This is a genomic window from Bacillus sp. GW823-FHT06A11 (assembly GCF_058795355.1).
The window spans coordinates 434067-460337 of the sequence record NZ_JBXAHS010000004.1; the positions used below are offsets into that span (position 1 = coordinate 434067).

Genomic DNA, 26271 nt, shown 5'->3' on the forward strand with positions numbered 1-26271 from the left:
TACTTCGCGCTTGGCTAATATTTGGAAATTGCAAATTGTCGAAAAATGTTGATTTTTGAATGTTTTTTAAATATAATTCGTTTTATGGAGAAAAGGAGGGGTTAATTGTATGAATATTTTGGAACAATTCGTTTCATCAACGAATACGATTCTTTGGTCATATATTCTTATTGCAATGTTAATTGGTTTAGGGCTTTATTTTTCTATTAAATTAAAATTCGTACAACTTACTCATTTAGGGGAAATGATTCGTTTAATGAGTGATGGACTAACTGGCAAGACACGTAAAAAGGGCAGCGTATCATCGTTCCAAGCATTTTGTATGAGTTCTGCAGCTCGTATTGGTATCGGGAACTTAGCTGGTGTAGCGTTAGCTATTTCTATGGGAGGACCTGGAGCTGTATTTTGGATGTGGGTTATTGCGATTATCGGTGCGTCTTCAAGTTTCGTAGAAAGTACGCTTGCGCAAATTTATAAAATAAAAGATGGCAGTGGCTTCCGCGGTGGTCCTGCTTATTATATGGAAAAAGGTTTAAATAAACGTTGGATGGGGATTTGGTTCTCTGTTCTGATTACAATTAGTTACGGTTTAATTTTCAACTCAGTACAAGCAAATACAGTAACATTAGCGTTTGAAAATGCATTTGGCTTAGAGCGTTATATTGTTGGTATTGTATTAGCTGCATTAGTTGGGGTTATTATTTTTGGTGGTGTAAAAAGTATTGCACGTATGTCGGAAATGATTGTTCCGCCAATGGCGCTTATTTATATTGCAGTAGCTATTTTTGTTGTCATTAAAAACTTCTATTTAATACCAGATGTGTTTACGGAAATCTTTAAAGGTGCATTCGGTTTAGATTCAGCTGTAGGTGGCGGTATCGGTGCTGCGATGAAATATGGTATTCAGCGCGGATTATTTGCGAACGAAGCAGGTATGGGTAGTGCGCCGAACGCGGCGGCAACAGCTGATGTAACGCATCCAGCGAAACAAGGTTTTATTCAAACAATTGGAGTATTAGTAGATACATTCTTAGTATGTACATCAACAGCGTTTATCGTACTATGTTCTGGTGCATATAAAGCAACAAATTTAGAAGGTATTGAATTAACACAAAATGCATTAAGTTCACAAATTGGCCCATGGGCGAGCAGTTTCTTAGCGATTATTATTTTCTTATTTGCATTTAGTTCACTTCTAGGAAACTACTATTATGGTGAAACAAATATTGAATTTATTAAGCAAAGCAAAACGTGGTTAACAATTTACCGTATTGCGGTAGTTGGAATGGTATTATTCGGTTCTGTTGCGACGCTTCAAGTTGTATGGAATATGGCAGACTTATTTATGGGTCTAATGGTAATCACGAACTTAATTGCAATTACACTTCTTGGCCGATTTGCGTATGCAGCATTAGCAGACTATGTAAGGCAAAAGAAACAAGGGAAAGATCCAGTCTTCAGTGCAGATTCTATTCCTGGTTTAACGAATACAGAGTGTTGGGATAAGTCAGCGGTAACAGATAAAGAAAAAGCAGTGTAATTGAAAAGGTGAGCATCGAGGCAAATTCGATGCTCGCCTTTTTTGTTGTAGTAAATAATGAAAAGGGTGAGGGGTAATTATTAATATAACTTTTTTTGTTTGTTTCTCTCGTTATTATGGGGAACGTACTGCTTTAAAAGTATGACTGGTCGAAGAGGATAAGTGATTGAGTATTGGATAAATGCATGTAATAGCTATATTTTTATGAAAAAAAACACGTATGTTAAGATAATTAACATACTCATGTCATAAAACCTTACATAAAGTTCTTGATTACTTAAAGTTTTTAGAATATAATTTTCTTATTGTTAGGAAGAGGGGGCAATACAAATATGGATTTTTTAGCTAGGGTAATTGGGGATGTAAATAATATCCTTTGGTCATATATCATTATTGCGATGTTAATTGGGTTAGGGCTCTATTTTTCATTTCGTGTGAAATTTGTCCAAGTTCGTTACTTCGGTGAAATGATTCGTTTGCTTGGGGATGGAGCAAGCTCGAAAACGAGGAAAGCGCAAAAAGAGAAGAGCGGCGTATCGTCATTCCAAGCGTTTTGTATGAGTACAGCTTCTCGTGTAGGTACTGGTAACTTAGCTGGTGTAGCTATTGCGATCTCAGCAGGTGGTCCAGGAGCAGTATTTTGGATGTGGTTAATTGCGGTAATTGGGGGTGCTTCTGCATTTGTAGAGAGCACATTAGCGCAAATTTATAAAGTAAAAGATGGGAATGCATTCCGTGGGGGCCCAGCGTATTATATGGAAAAGGGTTTAAAGAAACGCTGGTTAGGTGTTGTGTTCTCTGTTCTAATAACAGTAAGTTTCGGATTGATTTTTAACGCTGTACAGTCTAATACTGTAGCAGCTGCTTTTGATGGTGCATTTAAAACAGATAGCAGATTGGTAGGTCTTGTTATGGCTGGTTTACTTGCAGTTATTATTTTCGGTGGGGTAAAGCGAATTGCTCGCGCGGTTGAAATGATTGTTCCAGTAATGGCAATTATTTATGTAGCAGTGGCATTATTCGTTGTTGTAACAAACATTACGGCAATTCCATATGTATTTAAAGAAATTTTCTTACATGCTTTCGGAATTAAAGAAGTAGTAGGCGGAGGATTAGGAGCTGCGATTTTATTAGGGGTAAAACGTGGGTTATTCTCAAATGAAGCAGGTATGGGTAGTGCGCCGAACGCAGCAGCGACTGCAAACGTAACGCACCCAGTTAAACAAGGTTTCATTCAAACTTTAGGGGTATTTACTGATACATTATTAATTTGTAGTTGTACAGCATTTATTATTCTTTTATCAGATGTGCATAATGCAGCTGATTTAAATGGAATTCAATTAACGCAGCAGGCGTTAAGTCAACATATCGGTCCATGGGCTTCTATATTTGTGGCAGTTGCGATCTTCTTGTTTGCATTTAGTTCATTAGTAGGTAACTACTACTATGGTGAAACAAATATTGAGTTCTTAAATGGAAGTAAAGTGTTATTAAATGCATACCGCATTGCTGTACTTGGTATGGTTATGCTAGGATCTGTAGCGACAATTCAAATCGTTTGGGATTTAGCAGATTTATTTATGGGAATTATGGCTGTTATTAACTTAGTAGCAATTGTATTCCTTTCTAAGTACGCTTTCGCAGCGTTATCAGATTATATTAAGCAAAAGAAACAAGGGAAAGATCCAGTCTTTTATGCGGAGTCTATTCCAGGTTTGAACAATACAGAGTGTTGGGATAAGCCAGCGGTAGCTGATAAAGAAAAAGCAGTATAATGAGGTGAGCATCAAGTGAAACTTGATGCTCATTTTTTGTTGGTTCAGCTATTTGTGTGAAGTGAAAATCCTGCTCATTAAAGTTTCGCTTTATAATGAAAAAGACGAACATTAATGAATGTTTCATAATAAAATGTATTTTTTTAAGAAAAGTGCGGATATGAGTTGTGATTTGTGTTAGAATGGAAAATGCCTTTGAAATAAGAGGTTTTATGATCTTTCCTATCCGATTGAAGGTTTTGGAGGAGAAATGGAAAGTTCGGATTATTTCTTGTTTCGAATGGTCAGACGTTCAACGTTAATGAAGAGTTAAATGGAGGATTTTATTAATGAAGTTTGTTATGTTCCTTGTAGGATTACTCGTTGTATTTGTACTCGGTTTTCTTATAAGTGCCGATCGAAAGAAGATTAAGTATAAACCAATCGCAATTATGCTTATTATTCAGCTAGTATTATCTTATTTCTTATTAAATACACAAGTTGGTTATATTTTAGTAAAAGGAATTTCAGATGGATTTGGCGCACTTCTTGGATATGCGGAAGCTGGAATCGTTTTCGTATTTGGTGGTCTGGTTAATAAAGGAGAGGTTTCATTCTTCTTAACAGCGCTATTACCAATCGTATTCTTTGCGGTTTTAATCGGAATTCTGCAACACTTTAAAATTTTACCGATATTTATTCGTGCTATTGGTACGTTGTTAAGTAAAGTAAATGGTCTAGGAAAACTAGAATCATATAATGCAGTAGCAGCTGCCATTGTTGGACAAGCAGAAGTATTTATTACAGTAAAAGATCAATTAAGTAAAATCCCAAAACATCGTTTATATACATTATGTGCATCTTCAATGTCGACAGTGTCGATGTCAATCGTTGGTTCTTATATGAAAATGATCGAACCGAAATATGTAGTAACAGCACTTGTATTAAATTTATTTAGTGGTTTCATTATCATTCATATTATTAACCCGTACGATATTACAGAAGAAGAAGATACACTGAAATTAGAAAATAAGAAAAAACAATCATTCTTTGAAATGCTGAGCGAGTACATTATGCTTGGTTTCACGATTGCGATTACAGTAGCAGCTATGTTACTCGGTTTCGTAGCATTAATTACAGCAATCAATAGCTTGTTTGATACAATGTTCGGTATTACATTCCAAGCTATTTTAGGATATATTTTCTCACCATTAGCATTCGTAATGGGCATCCCGCAAGCAGAAATGGTAACAGCGGGACAAATTATGGCAACAAAATTAGTATCAAACGAGTTTGTTGCGATGCTTGACCTTGGAAAAGTAGCTGGTGATTTATCGGCTCGTACGGTTGGTATTCTTTCTGTATTCCTTGTATCATTTGCGAACTTCTCATCTATCGGAATTATCGCAGGTGCAACGAAAGGTATCGATGAAAATCAATCAAATGTTGTATCATCATTCGGTTTACGCCTTGTGTACGGTGCGACGTTAGTAAGTATTCTATCAGCGATTATCGTTGGTGTTATGTTATAAAGTGAAACTTTAATTAGTGGGGGGAGCTTTATCCCCCGCTGATTATTAGTTGAACCAATCGGGCTTTTATGGGCAATTAATCACCCATCTAACTTCTTTGTTTTCGCTGAATGTTGAGATGGGGGTCTTACTGCCCGTTAAAGCGGGGTAAAAAAGGGTAGCTCTAGCTCATAGCTAGGGCTATTTTTTTTATGGTAAATTTGCATGAAAAAACCAATTAATTAGGAATATATTAACATATAAAAATCTTTTAAAATTTATATTGCATTTCACCTAGATAACGCTTACAATTTGATTTGTAGGTGGTATCAATTTCAGACTTTCAAGTATGGTAGGAGAGAAGAAGCTACCTTTTATAAATTGCAATTTATGTAAACGCTTACTGATTTTAGATGACAGTTGAATAGTTTTAGGGGTTTAAAATTTTTTTAACAACAATGGTCAGACGTCATTCGTTATACGTTATACGACCAATAATTCGTGGGAGAAGTGGGGGATTCACATATGAAAATAGTAATGTTTCTAGTCGGTTTACTTGTAGTGTTTGTACTAGGTTTCCTTATCAGTTCAGATCGTAAGAAGATTAAATATAAACCAATTGCACTTATGCTTGTTATTCAATTGGTACTTGCGTATTTCTTACTAAATACAAAGGTCGGATTTGTATTAGTAAAAGGGATCGCAGATGGATTTGGTTCTATTTTAAAATTTGCGGAAGCTGGGGTTAATTTCGTATTTGGTGGTCTAGCAAACGATGGACAAGCACCATTCTTCTTAACAGTATTATTACCGATTATTTTCTTAGCAGTATTAATCGGGATCCTGCAACATATTAAAGTTTTACCGATTATCATTCGTGCAGTCGGTTTCCTATTAAGTAAAGTTAACGGTTTAGGAAAACTAGAATCATATAATGCGGTAGCAGCTGCAATCGTTGGTCAAGGGGAAGTATTCATTACAGTAAAAGATCAACTAAGCAAATTACCGAAAAATCGTTTATACACACTTTGTGCATCTTCAATGTCTACAGTATCGATGTCAATTGTCGGTTCTTATATGAAAATGATTGATCCAAAATATGTAGTAACAGCACTTGTATTAAACTTATTTAGTGGATTCATTATTGTTCATATTATTAATCCATATGAAGTAAAAGAAGAAGACGATATTTTAGAATTACAAGAAGACAAGAAACAAACATTCTTTGAAATGTTAGGCGAATATATTATGCTTGGTTTCTCTATCGCTGTAACAGTAGCGGCGATGTTAATCGGTTTCGTAGCATTAATTACAGCAATTAATGGTGTATTCGATTCAATTTTCGGAATCACATTCCAAAGCATTTTAGGATACATCTTCTCACCATTAGCATTCGTAATGGGTATTCCAACATCAGAGATGTTACAAGCAGGACAAATTATGGCAACAAAATTAGTAACGAACGAATTCGTTGCAATGCTTGACCTTGGAAAAGTAGCTGGCGATTTATCAGCTCGTACAGTAGGTATTTTATCTATCTTCCTTGTATCATTTGCGAACTTCTCATCTATCGGAATTATCGCAGGTGCAACGAAGAGTATCGATGGCAAACAAGCAAACGTTGTATCATCATTCGGTTTAAAACTTGTATACGGTGCAACGTTAGTAAGTATATTATCAGCGATTATCGTTGGGGTTATGCTTTAATAAATTAAGAAAAGCAATGAGCGTAGGCTCATTGCTTTTTTTGTTTAACTTGCTTTATCCAAGTCTCTTTTAAAACGTGGTTTCTCTAAATAAGTTCCCAGTCTCCAGACATATTCCACTGGCCCCATTCGGTATTTCTGGAGCCAATAGGTGCTAACGAATAATTGAATCGTATAAATTCCGATGGTTAAAAGAATACCGAAGAAATAGCCGATTTTCCCGTATAAGCCAAATCCATATGCGTAAAAAATGGTTGTTGCGATAATAGATTGCGCTAAGTAATTACTAACGGACATTTTCCCCATGTTCGCCATGTATGTTAGTAGACGGGTTGCTTTTTTGTAATGGAATAATAAAATGATTGTGCTTCCGTAAAAGAAGGTCATAGTTACTGGTGTAAGGCCATCTTGTAACATAATTAAAACCGGGTGTTTTATGAACATAGCTAAGATTTTAATTGTAAAAGAGAAGAGACCGGTGGCAAACCATATTTTTTTGACAGCAGGTATATGTTTACTGACCTCAAATAGCCAGCCTTTTTTCCCTACATACATTCCGAGTAGGAACAGTGGAGACATAAAAATTATTGCGAAAACTGATATAAAAAATAATCCGAATGCACCGTCAATTCCCATGTAATCAAAAGGATTTTCAGTCAATCTAAAGTTGACATGATCCATATAGCTTCCAGTTTCATGAACCTTATGTTCTTTTTCAATATAAGGTGCGAAATCATTTGTATTTGTAGATGGGTCAGTTTGATAAGACATAAGTGTAAGAAGTGCAAGTAGAATAATCGCCCAAATGAGCAAAGTTTTCGGTTTTCGATTGATGAATATCATTAAAAAAATCCCGATTATTCCGTATGCAAATAAAATATCTCCCTCCCAAACAAAAGTACCGTGAATGTAGCCAAGTAGTAAAAGAATGATAATACGTCTTATGTATGTAGGGAAGAATCTTTTTCCTTTTGCGATAATACTTTTTTGTAACAAAATAATGCTAAGTCCAAATAGAAAAGAAAATAGGGATATAAAGTTATGTGTGCCGAAAAATTGAATAAACCAATTAGCACCTTTATCAAGATCGCCAAATAGATAAGTTGGTTTTTCACTGGTGAAGAACCCGAATTGAATTAATGTCATATTGACTAGTAAAATGCCAAACAAAGCGAAACCACGAATTGCATCAACAGCTTCTACACGTTGATTCACTTTTCCTCTCCTCGTATATTCGTTTTTATATTGAAAATAATACCATTTTATATCTGGCACTATGTCAAATATGAGGAAATTTAAGGTGATTTTAAGATAGAGAGCAAACAAAAAAATCACCTTAATACATGTATTAAGGTGATTGAAATATTACTCAGCTGGAGGCGTAAATGTACGTTTCTCTAATTCAGCATCTAGCATAAACAGTGCGTTTGAATCGCTTGTAATACGTTTTAGTTTTTGGATGATGCTATCGAATGAAGCTTCTTCTTCGACTTGTTCGTCAACGAACCATTTTAAGAATGTAATTGTTGCATGTTCACGCTCATCCCAAGCAATATCAGATAAGTTGTAAATACGTTTCGTTACTTCACGCTCGTGCTCAAGTGCGACTTCAAAAGCGTTTAATACAGATTCGTATTCGTTATTCGGATTATCAAATCCAGTAATAATAGCGCGCTCTCCGCGGTCATTAATATAGTTGTAAAGCTTCATTGCGTGGAAACGTTCTTCTTCAGCTTGTACAAGGAAAAAGTTAGCGAATCCATCATAGCTCTCAGCTGTACAGTAAGCAGCCATTGCCATATAAGCATGGGCAGAGTAAAATTCAAAGTTCATTTGTTCATTTAATGCGTCGTGCAATTTTTTTGATAACATAAAATCCCCCTTAGTATTGTGACAAGAATATTATACCATAATTGATAATATTCTCATTTAGATGCTTCGAACCTTTTCGAAAGCTTTGTGACGTGTGCGTCCATAATGTCTTGTAAGTCTAAATCATATTTTTGCGAAAGAATAATAAGGTTAGATAGTACATCGCCAAGTTCTTCTTTTAGTTCTTGTTTTAGCTCTTCTTCTGTTTTCGCATCTTCATCAGGGCGATCGCGGCCGATTTCAATAGCACGAACGACTCGTGAAACTTCCCCAACTTCCTCGGTTAAGAAATTTAAGCGAATAAAGGCATTATACTGTGACCAGCTTCGTTTTTCGTAAAATTCCTCAACCCATCTTTGAAATGCAACGATATCCATTTCTTCCTCATCTCCTCAATATGTTGTACAATGTCAATTGTATCATAACAATATATAGTTTCGGGGTGTAGGAATGAGAAAGATTTGTGTGTTTGCAGGTTCTAATTTAGGGGAGAGACCAGAATTCAAAGAGCAGGCAATTCAGTTAGGTAAAATGTTTGTTGAGAACGAGTATGAGCTCGTATACGGTGGTTCATGCGTTGGATTAATGGGAGAAGTAGCAAACGAAGTTCTTCGTTTAGGTGGACGTGTAACAGGTGTTATGCCACGCGGTCTATTCCGAGGAGAAATTGTGCATACAGGATTAACAGAATTAATTGAAGTAGAGACGATGCATGAACGTAAAGCGAAAATGGCAGAGCTTGCAGATGCTTTTATTGCGCTTCCAGGCGGATACGGAACGTTTGAAGAACTATTTGAAGTTGTATGTTGGTCACAAATTGGTATACATAATAAGCCGGTTGGTTTATTAAACATAAAAGGTTTTTACGGACCAATTCTGCAAATGGTTGAACGTGCAGCAGAAGAAGGATTTATGAATCCATCAAATAAAGAATTGATCGTTTCAGCTGAGACGGCAGATAAACTAATTCATGCAATCCAAAATTATGAGCGTCCTGTTTTGGGAACGAAGTGGAAGCAACTATCATAGCAAATACGGAAACACATGTCGTTTTAATTTAAGATGGCATGTGTTTTTAATTTGGTTAAATATGTTAATTTTAATATATGACGTTTTTGGAAAAGGAGAAATTGATGGAGGAGTTCGTATATTTACGTCCGGTTTTTAAAAGTATTTTAGCAGCGTCTATTCTTGTTATGCTAATCGTTTCAATACAGAAGAAAGAGCTAATTAATGAATTTTCGCTTTGGTTTATTTCGATATTGTGTATCGGTGTTTCGGCGATAACACTCTTTATGATTGGCTTTATTGTTGATGAGTATAATTTGGCTGGAGATCCACAATCGTTTTGTATGTTTATTGCGATTGGTTGTATTAGTGGCCTGAATTTCATTATTTATTACAGAAGGCAATAAAAGAGGCATTCCATATTACTTTGGAATGCCTTTATCATTTTGATTGCTTTGTTTTTTATACAGGTACCAGCCACCCCAGCCGCCACCAATTGCTACGACAACGAGGAAAGCATAGTCTTTAACCTCGACACGTATATTGAAAATATTAGCTATAAGTAAGAGAATCCCAACTGTTATCAACGCAAAAAATGCTCTAATTAAGTAGTCTTTCAACTGAACCACTCCCGTCATTTAAGTAGTAAATGATGAATTTGGAAAAGCTTTTTGGATCTATGATACTAAAGGGTGTTTCCTATATTTTAACATAGATGAGATTGTAATATAGTGATGAAAGTGGAGGAGAGGGGCGCTGATATTGTCTTGATTTGTCGGTAAATTGATATCCCTTGTCGAATCGTTGATATATTGCGGGTAATGATTGATATAATGAAAAAATCGTTGATATATTGTGGATTATGATCGATATATTTGAAAAATCGTTGATATAATTTCGTGTACCGTTAAGTGCGACCATTACATAAAAAAGCGACTCTGAACGAGCCGCTTCCGCTTTAAAGTCTATTATTGATTCAAGAACGCACGTAGCATCCAAGCGTGTTTTTCTAGTTCTGTGTAGATACCTAGTAGTAGGTCAGATGTCATTTCATCGTCAGAATCTTGAGCGATTTCCATGCCTTTTTTCAGTTCGACTAGCATCATTTCGTAGTCTTTCATGATTGCTTCGACCATCCCTTCTGCAGTTTCTCCGTATGCTGCTTCTTGAATAGAAGATAGTTCTAAGTATTCTTTCATTGTTGCTACTGGTTTGCCGCCAATTGCTAAAATACGTTCTGCAATTTCATCGATGTGAGTAGCTGATTCTGTGTAAAGTTCTTCGAATTTCTCGTGTAATGTGAAGAATTGAGGTCCTTTTACGTACCAATGGAAGTTGTGAAGTTTTGTGAATAAAACGCTCCAGTCTGCTACTTGTTTGTTTAATACTTCGATTACTTGTTTGTTCATTATGATCAATCTCCTTTTGAGTTGTTATGTGATATCAATTACTAATTTATAATTATTATAATCTAGTAATGTCTATAAATCAACCCTTTTGCTGGAATTAATTTGAACAAATTATGAACTGTTATAAATAAAAGGCCCTATTACGGTGAAGTAATAGGGCCTTTGTTTGAGATATGGCTCTTGTTCTAAACGAGCCGCTTCCGCTTTTATTTATTAAACAGCCTTTTGTTTTTCTTCTACATCCTGTCCATCCCAGCACTCTGTATTCTTTAAGCCAGGGATAGAGTTTGCAACGAAGACAGGATCTTTGCCTTGTTTCTTTTGCTTCAAATAGTCTACTAATGCAGCGTAAGCAAATTTGCTAAGGAATGAGATGGCAATTAAGTTTGTGAATACCATTAGTCCCATGAATAAATCAGCTAAACTCCAAACTGTTTTAAGAGCAGCGATTGATCCGAAGAATACCATTCCGACAACTGCAACACGATAAATCATTAACCATGTTTTGCTTTCTTTAATGAATGCGATATTTGTTTCACCATAATAGTAGTTTCCTAGAAGTGAACTGAAAGCGAATAGGAAAATAATAATCGCTAAGAAAGTGCTTGCCCACGGTCCAATTTGTGAACTTAATGCGTTTTGTGTTAATTCGATGCCTTCTAAATTTGATCCTTTGTAAAGTCCAGAACATAATACGATAAATGCTGTTGATGTACATACTAAGAATGTATCTACGAAAACGCCTAATGCTTGAACAAGCCCTTGTTTTACAGGGTGAGATACATCAGATGTTGCGGCTGCATTAGGAGAACTACCCATTCCTGCTTCTGTCGCGAATAAACCGCGCTGAATTCCGAACTTGATTGCCGCTCCAATACCACCAGCGATGGCTTGGTCTAAACCGAATGCACCGTTAAAGATTTCCATGAAAATGCTTGGTAACATACTAAAGTTGTTAATAACGACAAAAATAGCCACGCCGATATAAACGATTGCCATTGGTGGAACAATCATTTCTGTAATACGTGAAATGCTCTTAATACCACCAAAAATAATGACTGCAACTAATAAGGCTAATAGAGCTCCTACGATTGTTCGCTCTAGTCCAAAAGCATTTTCAAACGCTATTGTTACTGTATTCGCTTGTACTGAATTGAAAATTAATCCGTACGCAATTGTAATAAGAAGTGAGAACCAAACACCCATCCAGCGTTTGTTTAATCCTTTTTCCATGTAATATGCCGGCCCACCACGGAACCTGCTACCATCTTTTACTTTATAAATTTGAGCGAGCGTACATTCTACGAAACTAGTAGCTGCTCCGATAATTGCTATAAACCACATCCAAAATATTGCGCCAGGTCCACCCATCGAAATTGCTAATGCCACACCGGCTAAGTTCCCGATACCGATACGTGCTGCTGCACTTAAGCAAAATGCTTGGAATGGAGAGATGCTATCTTTCTTTTTTTCTTTTCGATTAAACCCTTTACTAATTAAGCTGACCATCTCACTGAAATGAGTAATTTGGACAAATTTTAATTTAAAAGAGAAGTAAAGACCGAAGCCGATTAGCATTGCAATAAGAATATATGACCATAAAATATTATTCGTTACCTCAAGGAATCTGCTAAAGATATCAACCATATAATACACTTCCTTTTTTTCGTAATAAGAAAATTATATGCAAAAAATATACGAGAATCAATTTTTCTAAAAAATTATGTTACTTAAATCATTTTTGTGTTATGATTATGTTACATCGTAATATTTTTAGAATTATTTACATTTTAAAAAACTAAATTTAAAGCGGGAAAGTGGGGATAATTTGAAAGAAGATTCTTTATTGAAAGTAAGCCTTGAGAGTTTGAAAATGAGAAGTAATATATTTTTTATCATTACATCTTTAAGTATCTTTTTAGGGTCCACTTATTATTACAATAAAAGATTTCCAAGTCACAAATATCCTGAGTGGTTAGAATTTCTAAAGTTGATTGGATGAATAAAAGACAGAAAAACAGAAAATTAAAATAAACAAGTTATGGAGGAGCTAAAAATGAATATTAGAGAAAGTGAACTTCCGGGTATTGGTTATAAGTTTCAAATCGTTACGAAAGGTAACGAAAAGATGGTAATTGTCATTCATGATGATGGACGTAGAGAAATGTATCATTTTGATTCAGACCATGAAGAAAGCATCTCAAGTATTTCACTACGTGACTCAGAGGCAAGACAAATCGCAGCAATATTAGGTGGAATGGTATATAAGCCTAGGGCGTTAGAAAATGTTGAGATGGTTTTTGAAGGTTTAGCGATTGAGTGGTTTAAAGTGGAGAATACAGCTCCAGCAATCGGAAAAACAATTGGCGATCTTGAAATAAGAAAAACATATAGCGTAACGATCATCGCAGTTATGAAGAAGAACATGAAGAAGTTATTTAATCCAGGACCAGAAACAGTAATTGAAGAAGGAGATATGCTTGTAGTTTCAGGTGAGAGAGAAGAAATAAAAAAAATCATTAATGAATTACTTTCAAATAGGGGGGACTGATTATATGGATACGTTAATTTTTGAAGTTGGTACAGCTTTAGTTTTAGTGGCAATTGCAGCAGTAATTGCTGGGAAATTTAAATTCTCAGTAATTCCTTTTCTAATCGTTCTTGGAATGTTAGTAGGACCGCATGCACCGACAATAGGTGTTATCGATCTCAAATTTATTGAAAGTGCAAGTGTAATTTCCTTCCTTGGACGAATTGGGGTTCTATTCCTTCTATTCTATCTAGGATTAGAATTTTCAATGAAAAAACTAATTAAATCTGGACGCTCTATTGCGATTGGCGGAACGATTTATATTTTAATTAACTTTTCACTTGGTTTGTTATACGGATTTATAATGGGATTCCCATTACTAGAAATCTTAATTATTGCGGGTATTATTACGATTTCTTCTAGCGCTATCGTTGCTAAAGTGTTAGTGGACTTAAGAAGAACTGGTAATAATGAAACCGAATTAATTTTAGGAATTATTATGTTTGAAGATATATTCCTTGCTGTATATTTATCAGTTGTTTCTGGTTTAGTACTTGGGGATCACGCTTCCTTCTTAGGTGCCCTTACTTCAATTGGAATTGCTTTAGGATATATGCTTCTATTCTTTATAGTAGCTAGAAAGGCTACGCCGTTATTAAATAAATTGCTCAATATTAGCTCAGATGAAATCTTTATTATTGTAGTATTTGCTTCGTTATTCTTCATTGCTGGTTTTTCAGAAACAATTCACGTTGCAGAAGCAATTGGAGCACTTCTTCTAGGATTAGTTTTCTCTGAGACGGAGCATAGTGACCGAATTGAACATCTTGTTGTTCCATTTAGAGACTTTTTCGGAGCTATTTTCTTCTTCAGCTTCGGGTTAAGTATTGATCCATTCTCATTAGGCGGAGCGATATGGTTAACGTTAGGTGCTGTCCTTCTTACGATAATCGGTAACTTTGTAGCAGGGATGATTGCAGGAAGACAAGCTGGATTATCTCATAAAGCATCAACAAATATCGGATTAACAATCGTTTCAAGAGGAGAGTTCTCCATCATTATGGCTAATATCGGTATCGCCGGTGGTTTAATGTCAGTCTTAAAACCATTCTCAGCACTATACGTGCTTATACTATCCATTTTAGGCCCACTTCTGACAAAAGAGTCGAAGAATGTATATAAATTCTTAAATAAAATCTTTAAGTGGGATACGAAAACTAACTAAATTAAAAAAAATAAAAGTACAAGATATTTCCTGCTTGTACTTTTATTTTTGTAATGAAAACAGTAAAGAGAGGTAAATGATGTTAGGAGAGTTGATTCATTCGGTTTTAGTTTTTTTAGAAGGACTTGGTTATTGGGGAATTATGCTTGGATTAATGCTAGAGGTTATTCCAAGTGAAATCGTATTGTCTTATGCGGGTTATTTAGTATCAACAGGAAGCATTACATTTTGGGGCGCTGTCGCGTTCGGTACAATTGGTGGTGTAATTGCACAACTATTCATTTATTGGATTGGTCGATATGGAGGAAGACCTGTTCTTGAGCGATATGGAAAATATATTTTAATTCAGAAGAAACATATTGATTATGCTGAAGATTGGTTTAATCGTTATGGAACTGGCGTTATCTTTACCGCACGTTTTATTCCGGTTGTGCGTCATGCTATTTCGATACCAGCGGGTATTGCGAAAATGTCACATGCTAAGTTTATTACGCTAACTACATTAGCTGTTATTCCGTGGTCCATTGTGTTTGTATATTTAGGTTTTAAATTAGGAACAGAGTGGGAAAGTATTAATAAAGTTGCGGGGCCATATGTGAAATACTTTGCACTTGCTGCTATTGTTTGTGCAATTAGTTATTTTGTATTAAAAAAAATAATGAAAAAAAAGTGATTACAGAAAAGGAATCTATGTCGACGTAGATTCTTTTTTATTGGCATTTTTTCAAGGATGAAAGAATACGTTTAATATTTACCATATTGTGGCATACATATAGAAAAAGGGTGCTTGGAAAGGGGAATAAAGAGAAATGGAACTCCAGTTTGAAAATGTATATCAACAGGTAGAGAATTGGTATGTGTTGGATTCGGAGCTTCCTTGGGATGTCAAAAAGTTGAGAGAGGATTTGTTTTCTCTTATTGAAGTATGTAAAACGCCCGTTATTTTTTGTGATACGTGTGATGCAAACGATGTGCTTCTATCATTAGGAGAAGAGGAAGAAGAGTTCCTATTCCCAGTAGGTGGTTTTTATCATAAAGAAAAGCAATTAATTTTCGTTTGTATATGGGAAGAGTATGAGCAAGTTCTCAGAACGCTACTGCATGAATTCCGCCATGCGATGCAGCATAAGAGAGATATATTGTATGTGGGAAGTGAACGGTACGAAGAGCGGTGGATTGAAAAAGATGCGAGGAAGTTCGCGGAGAGGAAATTGGATGAATATAAGAGTAGAAAGTTAATGTAAAGCATAGTGGAGAAATAGCGCTGTGCTTTCTTTTTACTTATTAAAAATAAGTATTTGACTTTTATAAAGTTTAGTTCTAAACTAATGGTATGAAACGAGCGAGGTGATGAAATGAAAACAGAAGATAGACTAGGGCTACTATTATGGTTTCGTTTATCACGTTTTTATAATAAGAGTATTCGTGAGACGAATCAGCATTTGAAGAAATGGAATGTATCTGCCGCCCAGTTTGATGTGTTAGCTCAAGTTGGAGGACATGATCGTTTAACGCAGCAAGAACTTGGAAATAAGCTATTTGTTACGAAAGGAAATGTAACGCAGCTTTTAAATAAAATGGAGCAGCTTGAGTGGATTTCGCGTGAACAAGAGGGTACTACGAAATATATTTCTTTAACAGAAAAGGGAAGAGCTTTATATGAGGAAATCGTCCCACCTCAAGAAACGTTCCAAGCAGAGAAGTTTCATAATTTAAATATAGAGGAACAAAAGCAATTATTAACACTACTAAAAAAGTTACAGTAAGAAAAAATTTTAAAATAAATCTCGAATTCGAGATAGTATGAGGTGAAGGCTATGTTTAGAAAAGTTGATCATAAAAATATGGGCAGAGCAAATCATGGCTGGTTAAATACACATTTTCATTTCTCTTTTGCTAATTATTATAACCCAAATAACATGAACTTCGGAGCGTTACGTGTTATTAATGATGATCTAGTAGCGGCACAAACTGGTTTTGATATGCATCCGCACCGTGATATGGAGATTATTTCTTACGTTGTAGATGGTGCTTTAACACACGAAGACAGCATGGGAAATCGCGGAACGATTGAGCGTGGACATGTTCAATATATGAGTGCTGGCACGGGTGTATTTCATAGCGAGCATAATTTAGGCAATGAAACGCTGCGTTTATTACAAATTTGGATTTTACCAGACCGTGCGGATCATAAACCAAACTATGGTGAGTTTAAATTTGATTGGAGCAAGCGCGAAAATGAATGGTTCCATATGGTATCTTCAGTAGAAGGAAATGCACCAATTCAAATTCACCAAGATGCGAATTTATACTCCTTATCATTAGAGGCTGGAAAAGAAATTCATTTTCCAGTGAAAGAAGGCCGTCAATTGTACCTTGTACAAATTGAAGGAAGCAGTGTAATCAATGGTGAAAATCTTGTTATGCGTGATGCAGCAGAAGCGGTAGAAGATATTCACATTCAAGCGAAAGAGCAATCACACTATTTAGCAATTGAATTGAAAAAACAATAAAAGGTTTATAGAAAAGAGGACATCCGATAGATGTCCTCTTTTTTGATTGGAATTGTCTGAAAAATGTTTCTCAATTTTTTGGTAGAGGTATCGGTTGTAAAAATCAGAATTTTATAAAAGTGTCAAAAATCTTTATGGGAATGGGGAATGTTATAGTGAAAAAGCAAGTCATTTCATCAGCATTAGCGTTAACTGTTATCGCCGGGGGATTTGGAGCGTTTGGGGCAACGACAACGAAAGCGGAAGAACAAAAAATTCAATATCATCAAGAATTTAAAACACCTGCATACATAGGTGAAGAATGGAAAGCACCGGAAGGGCTAGATAAAAAAGAGACGGTCTTTCAATACTTAGAGAGTAAGAAAGATATGTTTAAATTAGCAGGAAATATTGAAAAGCATTTTAATATCGTTGGGGAAGAAAAAGACGCTGAATCTGATACGACACATGTAAAGCTAGTTGAGAAACATAATAACATTCCTGTGTACGGTTCTGATCAAACTGTTACACTTGATAAAGAGAATAATGTAAAAGCATTCTTCGGACAAGTTATTCCGAATTTAGATGATAAAAATATTCCTGCAGCTGCAAGCATTACTGCGGAACAAGCAGAAACAATTGCTAAGGCAGATATTGAGAAAGAAATTGGTAAAGTAAAGAGTTATGACGGTGTGAAAAAAGATTTATTTGTATATGAAAAGGACGGTAATTACTACCTTGCATACTTAGTTAAGGCATCGATTTCAAAACCAGCTCCAGGGTATTGGCATTATTTTGTTGATGCAACAAATGGAAAAGTTATTGAGAAATATAATGCTGTAGATCACGTTACAGGGTTTGGCTACGGAGTATTAGGTGCTAGACAATCATTTGAAATTGCTCAAGATGAGAAAACAGGAGCATTCAATTTATTTGATGGTAAGCGTGGACAAGGTGTTCATACATTTGATGCAGAAAATATGGATGAAAACTTGTTTAATTTATTCTCACAATGGCTTGGATATACAGGCGAAGAAGTTGAAAGTAAATCTAAGTTCTTCGAGGATAAAGCTGCAGTCGATGCGCATGTAAATGCAGGAAAAGTATATGATTACTACAAAAAGACATTTAATCGTAACTCTTTCGATGATAAAGGTGCGAAGCTTATTTCTACTGTTCACGTAGGGGAGAGCTGGAATAACGCAGCTTGGAATGGTGTGCAAATGATGTATGGTGATGGCGATGGAAAAACATTCATTCCATTATCTGCGGGACTTGATGTTATCGGTCATGAATTAACGCATGCTGTAACTGAACATACAGCAAACCTTGTTTACAAAAATGAGTCAGGGGCGTTAAATGAATCGTTATCTGACATTATGGGTGTTATGGTTGAGAAGAAGAGCTGGGATTTAGGTGCTGACATTTATACACCTGATAAACCAGGCGATGCACTTCGTTCATTAAAAGATCCAGCGTCTATTCCAAACCCATTAAAACCAAGTGAAGGTTACCCAGATCACTATAGTAAACGTTATACTGGAACAGCTGATAATGGCGGCGTTCATATTAACAGTAGTATTAATAATAAAGCTGCTTATTTAGTATCTGAAGGCGGAGATCATTACGGCGTGAAAGTAACTGGAGTGGGCCGTGAAGCGACAGAAAAAATTTACTACCGTGCGCTTACGAAATATTTAACTGCAAACTCTGACTTCAAAATGATGCGTCAAGCTGCACTTCAGTCAGCTGAAGATTTATATGGTAAAAACTCTAAAGCTGTACAAGCTGTAACGAAAGCTTATGATGCAGTAGGCGTAAAATAATAAGAGAAAAAAACCTGACTAGAGTGTCAGGTTTTTTTCTTTATCCCGCTAGTCGCGAATGCCTAATGCGATTTTCGCCATACGTGACATACGTTCTTTCGACCACGGTGGATTCCAAACGACATTTACTTCTATTTCATTAACTTCAGGTACGTTCGTTGATAATACTTTTTTAACGTCTGATACGATTTGCCCAGCCATTGGACAACCGATAGAAGTCATAGTCATCGTAATGACAGCATTATTATTTTCATCTGCTGTAACATCATACACTAATCCAAGATTAACGATATCAACACCTAGTTCAGGGTCAATAACAGCTTCTAAATTGGCAAATAATTTATTTTCAAATGCTTCTTGTGACATAAGCAGCCCCTCCTACATTTTAATGATATCGATTCTCATTATAACGGAAATGAGCATAATGTGCAGGAAATGAGCTCAAAAAAATATCCCTCTTTGAAAGAGGGATATTTTTTTGAAAATTTATTCTGTTTTAAAATGAGATACGAGTTGATCTAACTCTTCAACTGTTTGTTTCATTTTTCCAGCAGTTACTGTCATTTCATTCATAACGATAACTTTCTGTTCAGCAGATTGTGCCGTTGCGGCGGTTTCGCTGGATACTTCAGTCGAGATAGAAGCGATGTTATTAAGTGAAGCGTTCATTTCTTCAGCACTTGCAGCCATCTCTTCAGCAGTTGCTGATATATCTTGCATTTGAGTAGATACTTTATTTACTTGTTCTACAATTGTTGAGAAAGAAGTACCAGCTTCACGAATAACATTAATGCCTTCAAATGCTTCAGAACGGCCTTGAGACATCATAGAGCTAGCAGTTTCTGTATCATTTTGAATTTGATGTAGTAATTGATTAATGTCTGTTGCAGCTGTTTTAGATTGTTCAGCAAGTTTTCGAACTTCGTCAGCTACGACAGCAAATCCTTTTCCTTGCTCGCCAGCACGAGCTGCCTCAATAGAAGCATTTAAAGCAAGTAAGTTTGTTTGCTCAGCAATATTAGAAATAGATTGTACAGCAGTATCAATATATTTCGTATGAGTGATTAGACGTTCAACCACTTCTGACGTAGCATTTACAGCTTCGTGTATCGTTGTCATTTGTGAAACAGATTTTTGGATAACGGTACTTCCATCGCTAGCATGTTCAGATGTGGCAACAGCAAGTTCCGCTACAGATGAAGCAGATTCAGCAATACGCTGAACACTTACTGCCATATCGTCCATTGCAGTTGAACTTTCTTCCATACTAGAAGTTTGTGATTGAATACTTGCATTTAAGTTAGACATCGAGCTTTGGACTCTTACTGTCGCCTCACGTGATGTATTCGTTTTTTCTAGCATATTTTCAGAAGCAGTTTGTACTTCCACTGATGTTTTTTGAACACGATTAATGATATGTTGTAGGTTTTCTAACATTTTATTAAATGATGTTGCGATAGCACCGATTTCATCGTTGCTATTTACTTGTAGACGTGCCGTTAAGTCACCTTCTTGAGAGGCTAATTCTTTTAGCTTCGTGTCAATTTGTTGAATTGGTTTCACAAGTTTACCAGAGAACCACCATGCAAGAATAATTGCAGCGACAATACAAATAACAAGTGATAAGAAAATAACATATTCGATTAAGAGTGCAGATTGGTCAATTTTTTCAATAGATTGTTCACGTAATTTAGCTTGTTCATTACTGTAATTTGTGAAGTCACCAATTACCTTATAGACAGTTCCGTTCTCTGAAGAAGCTACTTGTAAAGCTTCTTCCCATTTTTGTTCTTTTGCAAGAGTGAATACTTTTTCTTCAACGAACTTTCTCCAAGTAGACCCTAATTCCATTGTGCTTTTTACGGACGAAGAAGCATTTGGATTAGAAAGAAGTTTATCTTTTGAATCCTCAAGACGTTTACTCATCTCATTAAACTTGTCTAATTCGACTTGATCATGTTGTAGTAAATAACCTCTTAAAGCAGAGAGCTGTACTTGATAAGCGTCTCCACGTTCTTTCAATTCTGTTGCCAGTGGAGAAATTTCTTTTTGTAATGTTTCAGCTTTACGAGATTGGTCGATAGCAAAAAATAAAATAAAAGCTAAGGCGATACCAAATAAAGCGCAAATCGTTCCCATCATGAACATAAGTTTTTTTCTGATACTTACAAAATTCATATGATAAAAAGCCTCCTTTGTGAAATCTTAGTATTAGAATTAATTAATGTAAAAAATTGAAAGAAAGCTTTACTCCAGTTGGAATAAAGCTTTCTTATTTCCTTTAGGAATTATAGCAGACGGAATGAGAGATAGAAAGAGATATTTTAAAGTGAAAAAAGAGAGACTGTAAAACTTTCTTTCTTATACCTTTGAGCTTGTGTCATTTTCACTTTAAGCGTTTGTTTTGAAATGAGAAACGAGAACTTCAAGTTCTTGTACGATTGTTTTCATTTCAGATGATTTGTTAGCCACGATACTCATTTTGTTTACTTGATCACCAGCCGAATGTGCTGTTTGTGATGTTTCTGCAGCAACTTCGTTTGAAATAGAAGCGATATTATTTAAAGCTGCGTTCATTTCTTCAGAGCTTGCAGCCATCTCTTCAGCAGTTGCAGACATTTCTTGCATTTGCGTAGAGACTTTGTTAATGTGGTTAACAATTTCTGAGAATGAAGATCCAGCGGTACGAATAACCGTAATTCCTTCAGAAGCCTCTGCTTGACCTTGTGTCATCATGTCATTTGCTATTTTTGTATCAGTTTGAATTTGATGCAGTAAATGGTTAATGTCAGTTGCGGCTAGTTGAGATTGTTCAGCAAGTTTTCTAACTTCATCGGCAACAACAGCGAATCCTTTTCCGTGTTCACCAGCACGAGCTGCTTCAATAGAAGCATTTAAAGCAAGTAAATTTGTTTGTTCGGCGATATTCGAAATAGATTGAAGTGCAGTATCGATATGATTTGTATGTGTAATGAGTCGCTCAACTACTTGTGATGTAGCGTTAACGGCTTCGTTAATTGTATGCATTTGTGTAATAGATTTCTCAATGACTTTATTCCCATTATCTGCTTTTTCTGAAGTTGTGGCAGCTAAACTAGTAACAGAAGAGGCAGACTCAGCGATACGCTGAACACTCGTTGCCATGTCATCCATTGCGGTTGAACTTTCTTCAATGCTAGAAACTTGTGAACGAATATTGTGTTCAAGAGCATTCATAGTTTCTTGGGTCCTTGCGGTATTTTCCATAGAAGCGGTTGTTTCAATAAATACATTTTCGGAAGCTTCTTTTACACTTGTTGATGTTTGTTGAACTTGTTTTATTATATGCTGTAAGTTAGTGAGCATTTGATTAAAGGAATTTGCAATGTCACCAATTTCATCTTTACTCGTTACGTGTAATCTAGCCGTTAAATCTCCATCTTGAGAAGCTAATTCTTTTAACTTCTCATCAATTTGTCGAATTGGTTTAACGAGTTTACCAGAGAACCACCATGCTAATAAAATAGACGTTAATGTACATGTAATGAGTGAGAAGAAAATAATATATTGAATAAGTGATGAAGAAGACTCGACATCAGCAATTAATGCGTCACGTTTCTCATTTTCTTCATTTGTATATTTATTAAAACGACCTAAAAGATCATTTACATAATCTGTTTGTGCTAAAGCAATTCTAGATGCTTCGTCCCATTTTCCTTCACGCGCAAGAGGGAGTACCTCATTATCTATGACGCTACGCCATTTTCCTCCCATTAAAATGGCTTCTTTCATTCCTTCTGGGAGCTTTTTGTCACTTGTTACTTTCTCTCTAGTATCAGCTAATTTTTTCCCTTCTCGGTTGAACTTATCTAATCCTTTTTGATCATGTGATAGCAAATATTCTTGTAAACCAGCAACTTGTCCTTGGAACCAATCGCCACGTTCTTTTAAAATCGTCGCTCTTTTCGATACATCATTTTTTAACGTTTCGATTTCACTTGCTTGATTCATGGCGAATGAAAGAATAACAATAAGAGCAATGCTAAATAAAGAAGAAATGCTTAAGAGTGTGAACAGTAGTTTTTTTCGAATACTAACATATTTCATCGTTACCCCTACCCTCATTTAAACTGTTTATTATGATTTATAGATATTTAAAACGAAATTAATAAAAACATTATTATGAAGTTATTAATCTGTTCAATAAAAATTATAGCAGATAATGGAAGGAGTCAGATTGGTATTAGAAAAAGTTCTTAAAATGTATACATTTGCATATCATAAAATTCATAAATAAATATTAGAAATGCTATTGAAATTTGAAATGACATCATGTATACTTCTAATTAGTTGATAACGATTATCAGTATCAACTAAAAACATTACTCTTCGTTATGTTGGTCATACCCCTTTTTGACGACGTAAGTCAGAGACGAAATGTTGAAATATCTTGTGTCCTATTCTACAGAATTATGGTAATCTCCAACCTCAACTTATATGCGTGAGCATGCAAAAAGGATCCTATCCGTGAAGGGATCCTTTTTTGCATGCTGTCGCAATTATTGTATATAGACCAGGGATACGTTCTTCGATTCCTTCTGGTGCAGTAGAAGGGAAGACCCATCTTTGATGAGATCCATGTTCTTCAACTAGTTTTTCAATTTTAAAACGTTCTTCCGCAAGTGTTGTAATGATTTCTCCTAGCGTCCAGCGACGGATGGCTGTTTTAGGTAGCGATTCTTTCTGTGCTTCTGTAAGAAGGATGCTATAAGCAACATCATCTTCAATTAATTCTTCATCGAAATAATTTCCACTTGCTCGAAATGATGGATGGTCTACTCCTAATAGCTTTGTGTATATTGGATGGTAATCGCGAAGGATAAGTATCCCACCTGGCTTTAGTAGTTGAGAAATTTTTTTGAAAAGTGGTTTTAAATCTAGAAAGTAATGAAGTACACCAAGCTCCAGTAATACGATATCAAATGATTCGGAGAGATTTACATCTAGTACATCAGAAACGATGTAATGAATAGAGACGTCTGCGGCGGCAGCAAGTTCATTTGCATATTTTGCATTACTTGCTGAAATATCAACAACTGTTACGTCAGAGCCTAAAAGGGCGAGAGCAACAGCTTTATTTCCTTTTGAGCCGAGTAAATTAATAATACATTTTCCTTTTGGAGATTGTATGTAAGGTAAATAATGTGCTACTTCGCGTGTGGGATCTTCCATGATTTTTTTCGCATAATTCTCCGGTGCCCCGTGGCGATTCGTCCAAGCTTCATAAGCAGCTGTATTCCAGCTTTTTTCATTTATAGTGCTTAGTTGTTTTTGGTTCAATGTTATCACTCCTTTTGTGAACGTATAGGTATTCGGCGGGAGGATGGGATTTCCTTTTCGTTCTGGATAAAAGTTTGATTTTTCTGTGATTAAGTCGTAAAATACTTGTTATACGTAAAAGCGTTGAAAAGGAAAAGTAGGATGAACACATTCTTTCCAGAGAGCTTCGGTAGCTGAGAAGAAGCAAGAATATTCATTTGAACAATGGCCTTTGAGCTTCGTCCTGAACTTATCAAATGATAATAGTAGGCGGCGACGAGAGTTGGTACTCGTTATCAAAACCACAGTATAAGAGCATAGAGCTCCGTACTTGTTAAGGCTAATTATGTGAGTGATTGGCGAAATAAGGTGGTACCGCGACTGTTTATACAGCCCCGCCCTTATCTTTTTTAAGATAGGGGCGGGGCTTTTTATATTTTAAAGGAGGAATATAAGATGAGTATTTTTATTGGAGGCGCTTGGCCGTATGCAAATGGTTCGTTACACCTTGGCCATATTGCGAGTTTATTACCTGGAGATATTTTAGCGCGTTATTACAGGGCAAAAGGTGAGAATGTGCTGTATGTTTCAGGGAGTGACTGCAATGGAACACCGATTGCAATTAGAGCAAAACAAGAAGGTGTGACAGCAAAAGAAATTGCTAATAAGTATCATGAAGAATTTCAGCGATGTTTTCGTGATCTCGGTTTTACGTATGATTGCTATACACGTACCGATAGCGAGCATCATCATGAAACTGTTCAAAAAGTTTTTTTACGTTTATTAGAAGAAGGCTATATTTATAAAAAAACAGTGGAACAAGCGTATTGTGAAACGTGTACGCAGTTTTTACCGGATCGTTATGTAGAAGGAATATGTCCATATTGCCATGAAGCAGCAAGAGGAGATCAATGCGATGCTTGTTCTGCTATTTTAGATCCTCTTGATTTGTTAGAAAAGAAATGTAAGTTATGTGGTAGTACGCCATCTGTAGAGGAAACAGAGCATTTCTATTTTGCATTGCATACATTTCAGGAGCAAATTAAAAAAGTTGTAGAAATCGCAAAAGAAAAAGGAACATGGCGTGATAATGCAATTCAATTAACGGAAAGATATGTAAAGGAAGGGTTACAAGATAGGGCTGTATCAAGAGATTTACCAATCGGGGTATCAATTCCAGTGAAAGGGTATGAAGATAAAAAAATTTACGTATGGATTGAAGCAGTGGCAGGATATTATTCAGCGAGTAAACATTGGGCTGAAGAAACAGGAAAAGATGATCAAGAGTTTTGGAATAGCGATGCGCAAACATATTATGTACACGGCAAGGATAATATTCCATTTCACTCCGTCATTTGGCCAGCGGTATTACTTGGAATAGGGGAAGAAGCAATCCCGCGTCATATCGTTTCGAATGAATATTTAACAGTTGAAAAAAGAAAATTATCTACAAGTAAAAACTGGGCAGTATGGGTGCCTGACATATTAGAACGCTATGATCCAGATTCTATCCGTTACTTCTTAACAGTAAATGCACCAGAAAATCGTGACACTGATTTTTCATGGCGTGAATTTATTTACAGTCATAATAGTGAATTGTTAGGAGCATATGGAAACTTCGTGAACCGCACATTAAAGTTTATTGAAAAATATTATGATGGCACTGTACCAAAGGGGACTATTGATATAGAGCTGAAAGATAAAGTAGAAGGATTATATAAAAATGTAGGAGAGGCGATTGAGCAAACTAAATTTAAGGTGGCGTTAGAGACAATATTTGATGCAGTACGTTTTGCAAATAAATATTTTGATGAAAAGCAGCCTTGGAAACAAAGAGAAGATGATCCAGTTTCGTGTGAAGAAACGATTTATAACTGTGTGTATCTTATCGCTAATTTTGCAAATCTCCTTGAACCGTTTTTACCATTTTCAAGTGAAAGAGTTAGAAGCACATTGTCGATTATTAAACGAAATTGGGAACCGCAAAATACGTTGCCAAGTAGAATTGATAGCGTGCAGCCACTATTTGAGCGAATCGATGTAAAACAAATTGAGCATGAGGTAGGGAAGCTATATGGAGCGGTAAAGTGAAATATAGAA

Annotated in this window: 24 protein-coding genes and 1 other annotated feature; of the genes, 14 read left to right on the forward strand and 10 right to left on the reverse strand. The window is 35.8% G+C overall.

Annotation, left to right across the window (positions count from 1 at the left end; all coding sequences use genetic code 11):
• Nucleotides 1–109: 109 nt before the first annotated feature.
• From AC1Q8L_RS21395 to AC1Q8L_RS21410, 4 genes are all read left to right on the forward strand, one after another.
• Nucleotides 110–1540: an alanine/glycine:cation symporter family protein gene (locus tag AC1Q8L_RS21395; protein ID WP_001022954.1), complete on the forward strand. Its 1431-nt coding sequence runs from the start codon at nucleotides 110–112 to the stop codon at nucleotides 1538–1540.
• A 332-nt stretch (nucleotides 1541–1872) separates the two neighbouring features.
• Nucleotides 1873–3315 carry an alanine/glycine:cation symporter family protein gene (locus AC1Q8L_RS21400; RefSeq protein WP_000346407.1) on the forward strand — a complete coding sequence of 481 codons (1443 nt, stop codon included), beginning with the start codon at nucleotides 1873–1875 and terminating at the stop codon, nucleotides 3313–3315.
• A 329-nt stretch (nucleotides 3316–3644) separates the two neighbouring features.
• Nucleotides 3645–4826, forward strand: coding sequence for a NupC/NupG family nucleoside CNT transporter (locus AC1Q8L_RS21405; RefSeq protein ID WP_000673847.1), 1182 nt, complete (start codon nucleotides 3645–3647; stop codon nucleotides 4824–4826).
• Nucleotides 4827–5330: 504 nt separating this feature from the next.
• Nucleotides 5331–6512 (forward strand): NupC/NupG family nucleoside CNT transporter, encoded by a 1182-nt coding sequence (locus AC1Q8L_RS21410; protein WP_000706853.1) that lies wholly within the window; start codon nucleotides 5331–5333, stop codon nucleotides 6510–6512.
• Between the two features lie 44 nt (nucleotides 6513–6556).
• Here AC1Q8L_RS21410 and AC1Q8L_RS21415 read toward each other — a convergent pair whose 3' ends face one another.
• The 3 genes from AC1Q8L_RS21415 to AC1Q8L_RS21425 form a co-directional block, all read right to left on the reverse strand.
• Complete coding sequence (locus tag AC1Q8L_RS21415) at nucleotides 6557–7726, reverse strand: DUF418 domain-containing protein (protein WP_001076360.1); 1170 nt, start codon at nucleotides 7724–7726, stop codon at nucleotides 6557–6559.
• A 150-nt stretch (nucleotides 7727–7876) separates the two neighbouring features.
• Nucleotides 7877–8383 carry a ferritin gene (locus AC1Q8L_RS21420; protein ID WP_000949403.1) on the reverse strand — a complete coding sequence of 169 codons (507 nt, stop codon included), beginning with the start codon at nucleotides 8381–8383 and terminating at the stop codon, nucleotides 7877–7879.
• A gap of 53 nt (nucleotides 8384–8436) precedes the next feature.
• Complete coding sequence (locus tag AC1Q8L_RS21425; RefSeq protein ID WP_000355746.1) at nucleotides 8437–8760, reverse strand: MazG nucleotide pyrophosphohydrolase domain-containing protein; 324 nt, start codon at nucleotides 8758–8760, stop codon at nucleotides 8437–8439.
• Between the two features lie 73 nt (nucleotides 8761–8833).
• Here AC1Q8L_RS21425 and AC1Q8L_RS21430 point away from each other — a divergent pair, with 73 nt between their 5' ends.
• Complete coding sequence (locus AC1Q8L_RS21430; protein WP_001225756.1) at nucleotides 8834–9412, forward strand: LOG family protein; 579 nt, start codon at nucleotides 8834–8836, stop codon at nucleotides 9410–9412.
• A 104-nt stretch (nucleotides 9413–9516) separates the two neighbouring features.
• Entirely contained in the window at nucleotides 9517–9798 is a 282-nt protein-coding gene (locus AC1Q8L_RS21435; protein ID WP_016513205.1) for a hypothetical protein, read from the forward strand.
• Between the two features lie 15 nt (nucleotides 9799–9813).
• On the opposite strand, the gene AC1Q8L_RS21440 is transcribed toward AC1Q8L_RS21435, so the two are convergent.
• The 3 genes from AC1Q8L_RS21440 to AC1Q8L_RS21450 form a co-directional block, all read right to left on the reverse strand.
• Entirely contained in the window at nucleotides 9814–10011 is a 198-nt protein-coding gene (locus AC1Q8L_RS21440) for a hypothetical protein (protein ID WP_000656312.1), read from the reverse strand.
• A 348-nt stretch (nucleotides 10012–10359) separates the two neighbouring features.
• Nucleotides 10360–10800: a Dps family protein gene (locus AC1Q8L_RS21445; RefSeq protein ID WP_001041895.1), complete on the reverse strand. Its 441-nt coding sequence runs from the start codon at nucleotides 10798–10800 to the stop codon at nucleotides 10360–10362.
• A gap of 213 nt (nucleotides 10801–11013) precedes the next feature.
• Nucleotides 11014–12447 (reverse strand): alanine/glycine:cation symporter family protein, encoded by a 1434-nt coding sequence (locus AC1Q8L_RS21450; protein ID WP_000227586.1) that lies wholly within the window; start codon nucleotides 12445–12447, stop codon nucleotides 11014–11016.
• Between the two features lie 409 nt (nucleotides 12448–12856).
• Here AC1Q8L_RS21450 and AC1Q8L_RS21455 point away from each other — a divergent pair, with 409 nt between their 5' ends.
• From AC1Q8L_RS21455 to nprB, 7 genes are all read left to right on the forward strand, one after another.
• A complete protein-coding gene (locus AC1Q8L_RS21455; protein ID WP_001026075.1) occupies nucleotides 12857–13351 on the forward strand; it encodes a cation:proton antiporter regulatory subunit in 495 nt (164 codons plus the stop codon).
• 4 nt (nucleotides 13352–13355) lie between these two features.
• On the forward strand, nucleotides 13356–14555 hold the full coding sequence (locus AC1Q8L_RS21460) for a cation:proton antiporter (protein WP_000380223.1): 1200 nt from the start codon (nucleotides 13356–13358) through the stop codon (nucleotides 14553–14555).
• 79 nt (nucleotides 14556–14634) lie between these two features.
• A complete protein-coding gene (gene uptA, locus AC1Q8L_RS21465; protein ID WP_000900217.1) occupies nucleotides 14635–15228 on the forward strand; it encodes an undecaprenyl phosphate transporter UptA in 594 nt (197 codons plus the stop codon).
• Between the two features lie 136 nt (nucleotides 15229–15364).
• Nucleotides 15365–15799 carry a DUF3920 family protein gene (locus AC1Q8L_RS21470; RefSeq protein ID WP_000422785.1) on the forward strand — a complete coding sequence of 145 codons (435 nt, stop codon included), beginning with the start codon at nucleotides 15365–15367 and terminating at the stop codon, nucleotides 15797–15799.
• Nucleotides 15800–15910: 111 nt separating this feature from the next.
• A complete protein-coding gene (locus AC1Q8L_RS21475; RefSeq protein ID WP_000845480.1) occupies nucleotides 15911–16321 on the forward strand; it encodes a MarR family winged helix-turn-helix transcriptional regulator in 411 nt (136 codons plus the stop codon).
• A gap of 51 nt (nucleotides 16322–16372) precedes the next feature.
• Entirely contained in the window at nucleotides 16373–17068 is a 696-nt protein-coding gene (locus AC1Q8L_RS21480) for a pirin family protein (protein ID WP_000488934.1), read from the forward strand.
• Nucleotides 17069–17223: 155 nt separating this feature from the next.
• Nucleotides 17224–18873: a neutral protease NprB gene (gene nprB / locus AC1Q8L_RS21485; RefSeq protein ID WP_000745120.1), complete on the forward strand. Its 1650-nt coding sequence runs from the start codon at nucleotides 17224–17226 to the stop codon at nucleotides 18871–18873.
• A gap of 48 nt (nucleotides 18874–18921) precedes the next feature.
• Here nprB and AC1Q8L_RS21490 read toward each other — a convergent pair whose 3' ends face one another.
• The 4 genes from AC1Q8L_RS21490 to AC1Q8L_RS21505 all read right to left on the reverse strand — a co-directional run bounded on the left by AC1Q8L_RS21490 (nucleotide 18922) and on the right by AC1Q8L_RS21505 (nucleotide 24192).
• A complete protein-coding gene (locus AC1Q8L_RS21490; protein WP_000076418.1) occupies nucleotides 18922–19239 on the reverse strand; it encodes a metal-sulfur cluster assembly factor in 318 nt (105 codons plus the stop codon).
• Between the two features lie 120 nt (nucleotides 19240–19359).
• On the reverse strand, nucleotides 19360–21051 hold the full coding sequence (locus tag AC1Q8L_RS21495; protein ID WP_098311956.1) for a methyl-accepting chemotaxis protein: 1692 nt from the start codon (nucleotides 21049–21051) through the stop codon (nucleotides 19360–19362).
• A gap of 213 nt (nucleotides 21052–21264) precedes the next feature.
• Entirely contained in the window at nucleotides 21265–22959 is a 1695-nt protein-coding gene (locus AC1Q8L_RS21500) for a methyl-accepting chemotaxis protein (RefSeq protein WP_492339487.1), read from the reverse strand.
• A 414-nt stretch (nucleotides 22960–23373) separates the two neighbouring features.
• Nucleotides 23374–24192 carry a class I SAM-dependent methyltransferase gene (locus AC1Q8L_RS21505; protein ID WP_098311955.1) on the reverse strand — a complete coding sequence of 273 codons (819 nt, stop codon included), beginning with the start codon at nucleotides 24190–24192 and terminating at the stop codon, nucleotides 23374–23376.
• A 114-nt stretch (nucleotides 24193–24306) separates the two neighbouring features.
• Nucleotides 24307–24577, forward strand: a binding site (T-box leader).
• Between the two features lie 50 nt (nucleotides 24578–24627).
• Here AC1Q8L_RS21505 and metG point away from each other — a divergent pair.
• Entirely contained in the window at nucleotides 24628–26262 is a 1635-nt protein-coding gene (gene metG / locus AC1Q8L_RS21510) for a methionine--tRNA ligase (RefSeq protein WP_000021585.1), read from the forward strand.
• Nucleotides 26263–26271 lie beyond the last annotated feature (9 nt).

What these genes read in the sequence shown, in the direction of transcription:
- AC1Q8L_RS21425 (WP_000355746.1), bottom strand. Translation starts at nt 8,760, where the DNA reads ATGGATATCGTTGCATTTCAAAGATGGGTTGAGGAATTTTACGAAAAA.
- AC1Q8L_RS21435 (WP_016513205.1), top strand. Translation starts at nt 9,517, where the DNA reads ATGGAGGAGTTCGTATATTTACGTCCGGTTTTTAAAAGTATTTTAGCA.
- uptA (WP_000900217.1), top strand. Translation starts at nt 14,635, where the DNA reads ATGTTAGGAGAGTTGATTCATTCGGTTTTAGTTTTTTTAGAAGGACTT.
- AC1Q8L_RS21455 (WP_001026075.1), top strand. Translation starts at nt 12,857, where the DNA reads ATGAATATTAGAGAAAGTGAACTTCCGGGTATTGGTTATAAGTTTCAA.
- AC1Q8L_RS21395 (WP_001022954.1), top strand. Translation starts at nt 110, where the DNA reads ATGAATATTTTGGAACAATTCGTTTCATCAACGAATACGATTCTTTGG.
- AC1Q8L_RS21445 (WP_001041895.1), bottom strand. Translation starts at nt 10,800, where the DNA reads ATGAACAAACAAGTAATCGAAGTATTAAACAAACAAGTAGCAGACTGG.
- AC1Q8L_RS21500 (WP_492339487.1), bottom strand. Translation starts at nt 22,959, where the DNA reads ATGAAATATGTTAGTATTCGAAAAAAACTACTGTTCACACTCTTAAGC.
- AC1Q8L_RS21430 (WP_001225756.1), top strand. Translation starts at nt 8,834, where the DNA reads ATGAGAAAGATTTGTGTGTTTGCAGGTTCTAATTTAGGGGAGAGACCA.
- AC1Q8L_RS21450 (WP_000227586.1), bottom strand. Translation starts at nt 12,447, where the DNA reads ATGGTTGATATCTTTAGCAGATTCCTTGAGGTAACGAATAATATTTTA.
- AC1Q8L_RS21460 (WP_000380223.1), top strand. Translation starts at nt 13,356, where the DNA reads ATGGATACGTTAATTTTTGAAGTTGGTACAGCTTTAGTTTTAGTGGCA.
- AC1Q8L_RS21490 (WP_000076418.1), bottom strand. Translation starts at nt 19,239, where the DNA reads ATGTCACAAGAAGCATTTGAAAATAAATTATTTGCCAATTTAGAAGCT.
- metG (WP_000021585.1), top strand. Translation starts at nt 24,628, where the DNA reads ATGAGTATTTTTATTGGAGGCGCTTGGCCGTATGCAAATGGTTCGTTA.
- AC1Q8L_RS21420 (WP_000949403.1), bottom strand. Translation starts at nt 8,383, where the DNA reads ATGTTATCAAAAAAATTGCACGACGCATTAAATGAACAAATGAACTTT.
- AC1Q8L_RS21475 (WP_000845480.1), top strand. Translation starts at nt 15,911, where the DNA reads ATGAAAACAGAAGATAGACTAGGGCTACTATTATGGTTTCGTTTATCA.
- AC1Q8L_RS21480 (WP_000488934.1), top strand. Translation starts at nt 16,373, where the DNA reads ATGTTTAGAAAAGTTGATCATAAAAATATGGGCAGAGCAAATCATGGC.
- AC1Q8L_RS21405 (WP_000673847.1), top strand. Translation starts at nt 3,645, where the DNA reads ATGAAGTTTGTTATGTTCCTTGTAGGATTACTCGTTGTATTTGTACTC.
- AC1Q8L_RS21470 (WP_000422785.1), top strand. Translation starts at nt 15,365, where the DNA reads ATGGAACTCCAGTTTGAAAATGTATATCAACAGGTAGAGAATTGGTAT.
- AC1Q8L_RS21400 (WP_000346407.1), top strand. Translation starts at nt 1,873, where the DNA reads ATGGATTTTTTAGCTAGGGTAATTGGGGATGTAAATAATATCCTTTGG.
- AC1Q8L_RS21410 (WP_000706853.1), top strand. Translation starts at nt 5,331, where the DNA reads ATGAAAATAGTAATGTTTCTAGTCGGTTTACTTGTAGTGTTTGTACTA.
- AC1Q8L_RS21495 (WP_098311956.1), bottom strand. Translation starts at nt 21,051, where the DNA reads ATGAATTTTGTAAGTATCAGAAAAAAACTTATGTTCATGATGGGAACG.